This window comes from Streptomyces sp. NPDC058662, assembly GCF_042716255.1.
Classification (GTDB): Bacteria; Actinomycetota; Actinomycetes; order Streptomycetales; family Streptomycetaceae; genus Streptomyces.
The window spans coordinates 1-10,030 of sequence record NZ_JBHXRU010000032.1 but is presented as its reverse complement, the minus strand read 5'-3'; the positions used below and the strand labels follow the sequence as shown (position 1 = coordinate 10,030).

At 73.5% G+C, this 10,030-nt stretch carries 9 protein-coding genes; 6 read left to right on the top strand and 3 right to left on the bottom strand.

What is annotated here, in order from left to right; all coding sequences use genetic code 11:
- Positions 1-253: 253 nt before the first annotated feature.
- Positions 254-814, top strand: coding sequence for a hypothetical protein (locus ACFWUQ_RS14350; RefSeq protein ID WP_384537491.1), 561 nt, complete (start codon positions 254-256; stop codon positions 812-814).
- A 112-nt stretch (positions 815-926) separates the two neighbouring features.
- Positions 927-1,706 carry a hypothetical protein gene (locus ACFWUQ_RS14345; RefSeq protein WP_384537489.1) on the top strand — a complete coding sequence of 260 codons (780 nt, stop codon included), beginning with the start codon at positions 927-929 and terminating at the stop codon, positions 1,704-1,706.
- 30 nt (positions 1,707-1,736) lie between these two features.
- Here ACFWUQ_RS14345 and ACFWUQ_RS14340 read toward each other — a convergent pair whose 3' ends face one another.
- The 3 genes from ACFWUQ_RS14340 to ACFWUQ_RS14330 form a co-directional block, all read right to left on the bottom strand.
- Positions 1,737-2,933: an MAB_1171c family putative transporter gene (locus ACFWUQ_RS14340; protein WP_384537487.1), complete on the bottom strand. Its 1,197-nt coding sequence runs from the start codon at positions 2,931-2,933 to the stop codon at positions 1,737-1,739.
- A complete protein-coding gene (locus tag ACFWUQ_RS14335) occupies positions 2,930-3,487 on the bottom strand; it encodes a toxin-antitoxin system, toxin component (protein WP_384537485.1) in 558 nt (185 codons plus the stop codon). Before ACFWUQ_RS14335 ends, ACFWUQ_RS14340 begins: the two co-directional genes overlap by 4 nt.
- Positions 3,488-3,550: 63 nt before the next feature.
- The gene (locus tag ACFWUQ_RS14330) at positions 3,551-4,219 is read right to left on the bottom strand and encodes a helix-turn-helix domain-containing protein (RefSeq protein ID WP_384537483.1); all 669 of its coding nucleotides are present in this window, start codon (positions 4,217-4,219) and stop codon (positions 3,551-3,553) included.
- A 336-nt stretch (positions 4,220-4,555) separates the two neighbouring features.
- Between ACFWUQ_RS14330 and ACFWUQ_RS14325 the strand changes: the two genes are divergently transcribed.
- From ACFWUQ_RS14325 to ACFWUQ_RS14310, 4 genes are all read left to right on the top strand, one after another.
- The gene (locus ACFWUQ_RS14325; protein ID WP_384537480.1) at positions 4,556-5,425 is read left to right on the top strand and encodes a helix-turn-helix domain-containing protein; all 870 of its coding nucleotides are present in this window, start codon (positions 4,556-4,558) and stop codon (positions 5,423-5,425) included.
- A 206-nt stretch (positions 5,426-5,631) separates the two neighbouring features.
- Positions 5,632-6,987 (top strand): 6-phospho-beta-glucosidase, encoded by a 1,356-nt coding sequence (locus tag ACFWUQ_RS14320; RefSeq protein ID WP_384537477.1) that lies wholly within the window; start codon positions 5,632-5,634, stop codon positions 6,985-6,987.
- Between the two features lie 65 nt (positions 6,988-7,052).
- Entirely contained in the window at positions 7,053-9,149 is a 2,097-nt protein-coding gene (locus ACFWUQ_RS14315) for an MDR family MFS transporter (protein ID WP_384537475.1), read from the top strand.
- A 129-nt stretch (positions 9,150-9,278) separates the two neighbouring features.
- Entirely contained in the window at positions 9,279-9,941 is a 663-nt protein-coding gene (locus ACFWUQ_RS14310; RefSeq protein ID WP_384537472.1) for a GPP34 family phosphoprotein, read from the top strand.
- Positions 9,942-10,030 lie beyond the last annotated feature (89 nt).

Below are 10,030 nucleotides of genomic sequence, written 5' to 3'. Positions count from 1 at the left end.
TTCCCGGTTTGCCCACCGGCGCGCGAGGGGGGGTACCCCCCCGGCCGACCCGACCCCGGCCCCCCCGGGGGGGGCGCCCCCGCGGGGGGGCCCCCCCCCTCCGCCGTTCCCGCCTGCCCCTGCCCCTGCGGCCGGTGGCCGGAAAAGGCCCCTGCTCCAGGATCTTGACCTGTCTGCCGCGTGTCGAACCCGCCTCGTGATCGTTTCTTCAGCCGTAACCCTTACAAGTGCTGCGGAATCGGGAGGACGCGCGGTGACCGCTTGGCAGTACTTCGCCGGGGCGGGCCTGGTGGCGGTGCTCTGCCCGCTGCACGGCCATGTGGCGGTCGCGGGCGACGGTGCCCGGGTCGACGTCTGCGTCCCGGGCGGGGGCCCGGGCCGGCCGGCCGCCGGGCCGCCCACGGCCCGTCCCCCGGCGCCCTCGGGGAGGCCCTCCGTACGGGCGACCGTGCCCGGGGCGAACCGGCCCACCGTGCGGCACCCGGGGCGGATCTCGGTACCGCCGCTCGCGCCGGTCCACGCCCCGCCCCGGTCGCCGGACCCGCCCGCCCCCCGGGCGCCCGCCCCGGCCGTCGCGACCGAGGACCCGAAGCCGCCCGCCCCGGACGCGGCCCACCCACAAGAACCCGCACCGCCGCGCCCGGCGGCCGCGCTCGCGCGCGCCAGCGCCTTCAGGGTGCGCCCGTACCGCGCGGTGGCTCTGGAGCGGCGCGGCCCGGACGGCCTGTCCACCGTGATGCTGATGGTCGTCGTCACCACCCCGGCCGTCCTCGCGGCGGCCGCCCTGCGCCCCCGCTCGAAGGGCCGCGGCTGACGGCCGCCCCGCCCGCCCGCCCGGCGGGCGCCGACCGGGACGCACCCGCCGCGCGATCCGCACCCTCCGCACGATCCCTACGCTCCGCACGATCCACACCGGGAGAATCCACGTGTCCGAATGGCTGGTCCTGGCCATCGCCATGGCGCTCGTCTGCGCCGTCGTCCTCACCATCACCACGATCCGGCACCGCCGGGCCGCCGATGACGAGGACACCAGCGAAACCCCCGACGTCATCGAGTACATGACGATGATGGTGGGCGTGGTCTACGCGATCGTGCTCGGCCTGGCCATCGCCGGGGTCTGGGAGGCCCGCGGCGCGGCCGAGGACAGCGTGCGCCGCGAGGCGCAGGCGCTGTACGAGGTCACCCAGCGCGCCGACGTCTACCCGGCACCCGTGCGGGACCGGATCCGTGGCGAGGTGGACGCGTACGTGTCGCACACCGTCGCCGTCGACTGGCCCCGGCTGACCTCCGGCGAGACCGCCTCGGCCGAGGGCGCCCAGCTGCTCGGCAAGCTGCGCAGCGACGTCACCCACCAGAGCCCGGCGACCGAGCTCCAGGCGCAGGCCTACCAGCCGCTGCTGGACCACATCGCGGCCGCGGACGACGCCCGCCACTCGCGGACCCAGAGCGACGAGTCCACGCTGCCCGGCGTGGTGTGGTTCGGGCTGCTGGTCGGCGGGGTGGTCACGGTCGGGCTGATCTTCACCCTGCAGATCCGCAAGTCCGGGCGGGAGCTGCTGCTGGCCGGGCTGTTCAGTGCGCTGATCGTCTTCCTGCTGTTCATGGTGTGGAGCTTCGACGCGCCCTACGGGCGGGACGGGACCGACTCCGCCGGACCGTTCCAGGACCTCTTCCCGCGGCTCGCGGTGTCGGCGGCCGCCCGCTGAGCCGCCTACCGGCGGGCCCGTAGGAGCCGCCTACCGGCGGGGGCCCGCCGGGGCCGCCGCCCGCCGGCGGTCCGCCTGGACCACCGGCGAGTGCCGCAGGGCGTGCGAGATCCGCAGCAGGTCGCGCGGCCAGTCGGCGGGGGCGGGCGTGCCGTCCGGGCCGTCCTCGCCGTCCCCGATGGCCTTGCCCTCGGGGTCGGCGGAGCGGGCCCGTACGGCGGCCACGACCATGGCCGCGTCGGCGACCGCCCGGGCGGTGTCCTCGTCGTCCCCCGATGCGACGGCACGGGCTCGGGCGTCGTCGTGGCGGCTGCGGTCGAAGTACGGGCGCAGGTGCAGGAATCCGTCGTGGATGTCCGACTCCCGCTGGATCACCCGCAGCTCGGCGGCCGACCACCAGGACATGCGGACACCGGCGGCGGACCCGGGCACGGCGGTCCGCACCTCCTGCCAGAGGGTGCCCAGCCGGCGGTACGTCCCCCAGATGTGCCAGTTGTCCGACAGCCGCTGGCAGACGAGCGGGACGACGAACCCCATCGCGCTGATCAGCGCTCCCACGGCGGCGAGCGGCGGGGCGACGGAGGTGCTCAGGGCGTCGAGGTCGTGGCCCAGCCAGCGCGCGACGACCGCCGAGATCTTGGTGGCGTCGTAGCTCAGGTTGAACACGTAGCCGGACACGATGATCACCAGGCCGACCCGGAGCCAGCCGCGCACCTGGAGCGACCAGCGCCAGCACATCGCCACCATCACGACGGCGGCCACGTGGTGCGCGCCCAGGTAGAGGGCGATCATCTGGCGCATGTACGGGGTGTTCGCGTAGTAGGTGTCGAAGTCCCGCAGCCGCTCCACGGGGGCGTCGCCCAGCAGGAACAGCACGATCAGCGCCGCGATCACCGCGCTGTAGCCCAGGATCCAGCGCCGGGAGACGCGCCGGGTGCGTTCGGGCGGACCTCCGCGCCAGTTGACGACCAGGACCAGGCAGGAGGCGCTGAAGGCGGTGATCAGGCAGTACACGAGGGGCGCCGAGAAGTTGGCGACGCCGGTCCAGCGGTTGACCGCGAGGATGGTGGGCGGGGCGGCGAAGGCGAAGACCGCGCCGGCCAGGGCCAGCAGCGCGCACACCGAACGCAGCAGCGGATCGCGCCAGTTGGTGCGCAGCGCGGGCAGTTTGAAGGCCAGGGAGACGGCCATCGCCGCTGCCGGAATGTAGTAGTCCTTGCCGTTCAACGGTCGGTCCTGTGCCCCCGGTATCCGAGCGAGGCCTCGATCCGGCCCGCCAACTGGTCGCGCTGCGCCGGGGCGCGGTGGCTCGACGATCCGGCCAGCCAGTTCCGGCACCTGCTGCCGAGCAGCAGGCCGAAGGTCTCCGCCTCGGTCTCCTCCTGTACGTCGGCGCGGGTGCGCGCGGCGACCCGGCGGACCGTCTCCCCGAGGTCGGCCTGGTCGGTCAGCAGCCGGGCAGCGACGGCGGCGCCGTCGACGTGGTGGCTGCAGTGCCCGGCCTTCATGTGCCACAGCTCGTGTCCCAGGATCACCAGCTGGTGGTCGGGCGCGGTGCGGTCCTCGATGACCACGAGGTCGCGGTCCGCCATGTCGAGCCACAGCCCGCTGGCCGTCCCCGGCGGGAACGAGGCCATCCGGAACTCCACGGGGCGGCCCCGGTGCCTGCTCATGCCGTCGCAGAGGGCGGCGTAGAGGTCCACGGGCGCCACGGGGGCGGTCAGCCGGATGCCGGCCACCAGCTCCCCGCACAACCGCCGCTGCTCTCTGCCTATGCTCACCGTTCTCCCCGTCGGCGCGGATCCGGATCAGACTCAAGGAACAGACCCAGACTTTCGACTGGGTCAGGATTCGTTCGGTTTAACGCTTTCGAGGAGCATGTCGAGCCATTCGGTCACCTTGTCCCGGTGCTTGTCGCTGGGGAGTTGGGCGGCGCGCCAGGCGATGCCCCGCACGCCGTGGTTCTGGAGGAGTCTTGCCAGCGGATCGCCCGCCGAAGCGGCCGGGGCGGGTACGGTCTCCCGCGCGCGCCCGGCGAAGTCCTGGAGCAGCTGCTGCTCGGTCCGCTGCAGGGCGTCGGTGAGGGCGTCCGCGTCGTTGGCGGTGAGGAATCCCGCGTGGACGCCGAAGAAGCGCTGGATCGCGTCGCAGTGCTCCATGGTGGGCCTGCGGTCGCCGTTGATCAGGGCCCCGGCCTGCTGCCGGGACATTCCGGCGCCGTCCGCGATCTCCTGCTGCGTGTAGCGGCGTCCGTTGGGTTTGACCCGCGTGCGCCGGAGCAGGTCGAGGCGCTGGAGGAAGCGGGTCTGCAGGTCCGGTTCGCCCGCCTGCCTGCCGTCGAGCAGGGTCCGGACCACGTCCGTGGGCACGCCGGACGCCTCGGACAGCCGCCGCAGGTCGAAGACCTGGTTCGGATCGCGGCCCATCTTGCCCGCGAGTTCGGCGACTCGTGCGACGGTGGCGGCCAGGGGTGCGTGGGCCACCGCGACGGGAGCCGGGAAGCCGTCTGTCACCAGTGGTTCTCCTAGATCGCGCGAGGTCGGTACGAGCACGTGGTCGGCTTCTGGAATCTAGCCGTTCTCCACCCGAAGGGCTAGAACGTGCCACAGCTGTGGCGGGAATGAGCTGTCAACAGGCCGGAATTGCCACAATAGTTGACACTCGAATGATGTCGGTAGCAGGATCGCCACACGGAAATTGAAGATCCAGACCGTGAGGAGGGGGAGCTCTCGGTGCCACATCTCGCAGCGGTGGGCCCGTCCGATGGCCTCGCCCGAGCCGGTGAGGACCGCCTGGCGGGCGAAGAACCCGCACGCGGTGTCGTGCGGTCGGAACGACGCAAGGAGATTTTGCGCCAGCGCCGCGAGGAACTGGGCCTGAGCCAGGAGGACCTGGCCGCACGGCTGCGCATCAGCGTGCGCGCGTACGGAAACTGGGAGCGCGGCCTGGTCAAGGAGTGGACGGACCGCAAACTGCTCGCCCTGGCAGAGGCGTTGGAGATGAGCGAACGCCAGTGCTGCTGGCTGTTCCGCATCATGGTCGACCGCGACCCGCCGCCCACGTGGCGCGCGGCCGAGGAGAGCCGCCTGCCCGCGGACCCCGCGCAGCGCGACTACCTGTGCGACTACGCGGCCCTCATGGAGTCCACGCCCTACCCGAGCTTCCTGGTGGACCACCGCTGGGACGTCGCGCTCACCAATTCGGCCTTCGACCAGCTCTTCCTGTCCGTACGGCCGCACCCGACGGCCCTGCCGGACGACAACTTCCTGCGCTTCGTGCTGTTCCACCCGGACGCGGCCGGCGTGCTGGAGGACCACGAACCGGCCTGGTGTGTACCCCTGCTGGCGCAGTTCGCGACCGCGCTGGCCGGGGCCCCGGACGACGAGGGGCTGCGCAGCATCCGCCAGGAGGTGGCCCGCGACCCGTTCATGGAGGCCGCCTACCGGTACGGGGTCCCGCACTGGCTGAGCACCCACGGGGCCGAGGCCGCCGAACGGGACGGGGCGGTGCGCACGGTGCGCCACCCCGACGCGCGGTGGGGGCAGACGCGCTGCCGGATGGTGGCTGAAAGCAGTCGGATGCTCGACGCGATGGGACTGACCCGGATCACGCTGATCCTCACCGCGTCACAGGGCGGCCCGGTGGGGCCCGTCCGGGGCGGCGGGGGCGTGCAGCAGCACGGCGCCCGACTGCGCGCCGTGCCGTCGCTCGGCGACTGACCGGACGGGGGACACTGGTCCTCCGAGCCGCGGATGCGGCGGGAGCGCCGCCGGGTGCGGCGGAGCGCGGCTGTCACGGAGCGCGTCACGGGCCGTGGATGTCACGGATCGTGGCACGCGGCGCGTGGGCGCGGCACTCCGCGGCCGCCGGAGCGGCGCGCACCCGCACCGCGGCGTGGTGCGGCACTGGTGAGAGGCGGTAGGGCGTGCGGCTGACGATCCTCGGCGGGGGCGGCTTCCGGGTGCCGCTCGTGTACGGAGCCCTGCTCGGCGACCACGCCGAGGGCCGGGTCTCCCGGGTGACGCTCTACGACGAGGACGCCGGACGGCTCACCGCCATGGCCCGGGTGCTCGCGGACCAGGCGGCCGCGGCGGCCGTGCCGGACGCCCCGGTCGTCACGGCCACCGGGGACCTCGACGAAGCCCTGCGCGGCGCCGATTTCGTCTTCTCCGCCATCCGCGTCGGCGGCCTGGACGGCCGCGCCGCGGACGAGCGGGTGGCCCTGGCCGAAGGCGTGCTGGGGCAGGAGACGGTGGGCGCGGGCGGTATCGCGTACGGCCTGCGGACCGTGCCCGTGGCCCGCGAGGTCGCGGCGCGTATCGCCCGGATCGCGCCGGACGCGTGGGTCATCAACTTCACCAACCCGGCCGGGCTCGTCACGGAGGCCATGGCCGAGGTGCTGGGGGACCGGGTGATCGGCATCTGCGACTCACCCGTGGGGCTCGGGCGGCGCCTGGCCCGGCTGCTGGGAGCCCGGCCCGGGGAGGCCTGGATCGACTACGTGGGCCTCAACCACCTGGGCTGGGTCCGCGGCGTGCGCATCGGCGGCCGCGACGAACTGCCCCGGCTGCTGGCCGACACGGCGGCGCTGGAGTCCTTCGAGGAGGGCCGGCTCTTCGGAGCCGAGTGGCTGCGCTCCCTCGGCGCGATCCCGAACGAGTACCTGCACTACTACTACTTCAACCGCGACACGGTCCGGGCGTACCAGGAGGCGGAGCGGACCCGGGGCGCCTTCCTGCGGGATCAGCAGCGCGGCTTCTACGCCGAGGCGGGCCGGCCCGGGCAGCCGCCCGGCGCGGCCCTGGCCGCCTGGGACCGCACCCGGGCCGAGCGCGAGGCCACGTACATGGCGGAGAACCGCGAGGCCGCCGGCGCCGGCGGGCGCGAGGAGGGCGACCTGGAGTCGGGCGGCTACGAGAAGGTCGCGCTCGCCCTGATGCGGGCCATCGCCCGGGACGAGCGGGCCACATTGATCCTCAACGTCCGCAACCGCTCCACCCTGTCCGTCATGGATTGCGAGGCGGTCATCGAGGTCCCCTGCCTGGTCGACGCGAACGGCGCCCATCCGCTCGGCGCGGCCCCGCTGCCGCTGCACGCGGTGGGGCTGGTGACGGCGGTCAAGGCCGTGGAGCGCGAAATCCTGGCCGCCTCGGCGAGCGGTTCGCGGGCGGACGCCGTGAAGGCCTTCGCGCTGCACCCCCTGGTGGACTCGGTGGGGGTGGCCCGGCGCCTGCTCGACGGGTACGCGGCGGTCCATCCGGGCCTGGGCTACCTGCGCTGATCCGGGACCCTCCCGACCCGCCGCGGAGCGGATCGGGCGAGGTCACCCGTACGGGCCCGGCGGGCATGCGACCGGTCGGGGGCGCTGTGAGAGTGCCAGGTGTGACCACTGCCCCCGCCACGGCGCCGGCGCCGCCCGTGCTCGACCGTCGGCGGCGCAACGTCATCTTCGGAACGATCATGCTGGGCGTGCTGCTGGCCGCCCTCGACCAGACCATCGTGGGCACCGCCCTGCCCACGATCGTGGCCGACCTCGGCGGCGGCGACCACATGTCCTGGGTGGTGACCGCGTACCTGCTCGCGGAGACCGTGGCGACGGTGCTGGTCGGTAAGTTCGGCGATGTCTTCGGCCGGAAGGTCATCTTCCAGATCTCGGCGGTCATCTTCATCAGCGGATCGTTCCTGTGCGGTTTCGCGAGCAACATGACCCTCCTCATCCTGTGGCGGGGAGTCCAGGGCATCGGCGCGGGCGGTCTGATGGTCACCGCGATGGCGCTCATCGCCGATGTGGTGCCGCTGCGCGAACGGGGCAAGTACCAGGGCGCGATCGGCGCCGTCTTCGGCGTCGCCACCGTCATCGGACCGCTCCTGGGCGGGCTGTTCACCGATTCCCTGAGCTGGCGCTGGTGCTTCTACGTCAATGTGCCCATCGCCATCCTGGTCGTGGTCGCGGCCGCGCGCACCATCCCCTCGGTCCGGGCCGCGGGCAGGACCGTGATCGACTATCTCGGCATCGCGCTGGTATCGGTCGGGGCGAGCGCCCTGATCCTGGCCACGAGCTGGGGCGGCAACGAGTACGCCTGGACCTCGCCGGTGATCATCGGCCTGTTCGCGGTCGGGGTCCTGGCCCTGGCGCTGTTCTGCCTCGCCGAGGTCAGGGCCGCCGAACCGATGCTCCCGATGCGGCTGTTCCGCAACCCGGTCTTCTCGGTCTGCTCCGTCCTGAGCTTCGTCGTCGGCTTCGCGATGCTCGGAGCGATGACCTTCCTGCCGACCTACCTCCAGTACGTGGACGGGGACTCGGCGACCGTGTCGGGGGTGCGGACCCTGCCGATGGTCGTCGGCCTGCTGATCGCCTCGGTCTTCAGCGGCAACGCCACCAGCAGGACCGGCCGCTACCGGATCTTCCCCATCGTGGGCTGCGCGGTGATGGGCCTCGGCCTGTACCTGCTCTCGCTGATGGGGCCCGGCACCAGTACCTGGCTGGAATCGCTCTACATGTTCGTGCTGGGCACCGGCATCGGCCTGTGCATGCAGGTGCTGACCATCGCCGTGCAGAACACCGTGGACTACGCCGACCTCGGCACGGCGACCTCCGGCGTCACCTTCTTCCGTACGCTCGGCAGCGCCTTCGGGACCGCCGTGTTCGGCACCATCTACGCCAACAGCCTGGGGCCCGGCCTGGAGGCGGCGGTGGCCGAGGCGGCCCGGGCCACCGGGGCCGATCCGGCCGTCCTGGGCGCGGCGGCGTCCAGCCCCGAGGGCGTGCACGGGCTGGACCCGGCGCAGGCCGAGCCCGTGATCGCGGCGTACGCGGAGGCCTTGCAGACGGTGTTCCTGTGGACCGTGCCGGTCGCGGTGTTCGGCTTCGTGGTCGCGCTCTTCCTCAAGCAGGTCAAGCTCCGCGACAGCGCCCGGGCGGGCTCGACGGACATGGGCGACGGCTTCGCGTCGCCGGCCACGGCATCGGGCAACTCCGCCAAGCTGCTGGAGCTGGCGGTCGGCAAGCTCGTACGGACCATGGGGGCGCAGGAGGCGCGGGCCATCGTCGAGGGCTCCGACACCCGGCTGGACATGGCCGGCGCGTGGACGGTGATGCAGGTGGAACTGATGACCCGGACCGTCGGACACGCCAGTCTGGGACTCATCGCGGGGCGCCGCCACCTGCCGCCCGAGGTGCTGCTCCCGGCCTTCGACCGGATGGTCGAGGAGGGGTATCTCAGCCGCGAGGGAGACTTCTTCGCGCTCACCGCGGGCGGGCAGCGGGAGGCCGCCGTCATCTCGGCGGCGTGGGCGGACTGGCTCGGGAGCCGACTGGAGAAGGACCGCGGGCGGCCGCGGAGCGCCGAACTGCGGGCCGCGGCCGACGCCATCGCGAAGCGGCTGCTGGCCGAGGACCTGGGCGAGGGGAACTTCGCGCCGGGGGTGGGGGCGCGGAGGTAGGGCCGGCGCGGGGCCCGGACACCGGGCCGGAGCGGAGCTCGGCGTAAGGGGCGCGGGCGGGTTGCGGAACTTTCCGTGGATCCGGCGCGTCCTCCTGTGCGAGGCGCACGAGCTACGGGGGTACCGCTCATGAGGATCACGCTGGCCGAGGAGATCATGCTGCTGTCCCTGGACGGCGCGTCGGGGGCGGTCCGGGAGCGGCAGTCGGTCAGTTGGGCCGTGGCCGGGGGCCTGCTGCTCGAACTGGTCCTGGCCGAACGGGTGGCGGTGACGGGCCAGTACCTGGCTCCGGCCGGTACCACCCCCACCGGCGATCCGCTGCTCGACGGGCGCGTCCGGCTGATCGAGGCGTGGCTGCGGGGCCGCGACAAGCGCCGGGTCACCGACTGGTTGACGAAGGACCGGACGCCGTCCCTGGGCGCCGCGTTCGACAGTCTGCGGGGGCGCGGCCTGGTCGCCGGGGAGCAGCACCGGGCGCCGGGGGCGGCGCCGGTCGGGCGGCGGCCCGGGACGGACGGTTCGTACGAGGGCGCCCTGCGCGCGCGACTGGCCGCCGTCGTCCTGGACGGGGCCGAGCCGGACACGCGCACGGCGGGCCTGATCGCCCTGATCCACTCCGCCCGCCTGCACGGGCTCGCCTTCCCCGACCTACCCGCCCGGCAGGTCGCACCGAGACTGGCGGAGACGGCCGCCGGCCACTGGGCGTCGGAGCGGGTCCGCACGGCGATCCGGGACACCCAGGCGGCGATGGCCGCGGTCACCCTGGTGACGGCGGCCGGGACGGTGCTCTAGTGCCGTGGCCGGAAAGGTTCACCGGGTCGCGGCGCCCGGCACGGCACCTCGCGGCGTTGGCGGACCACGGCGGTACGTCCAGTACGAGC

Excerpts from the sequence above, each read along its gene's own strand:
- ACFWUQ_RS14315 (WP_384537475.1), top strand. The coding sequence starts at position 7,053 with ATGCGACCGGTCGGGGGCGCTGTGAGAGTGCCAGGTGTGACCACTGCC.
- ACFWUQ_RS14310 (WP_384537472.1), top strand. The coding sequence starts at position 9,279 with ATGAGGATCACGCTGGCCGAGGAGATCATGCTGCTGTCCCTGGACGGC.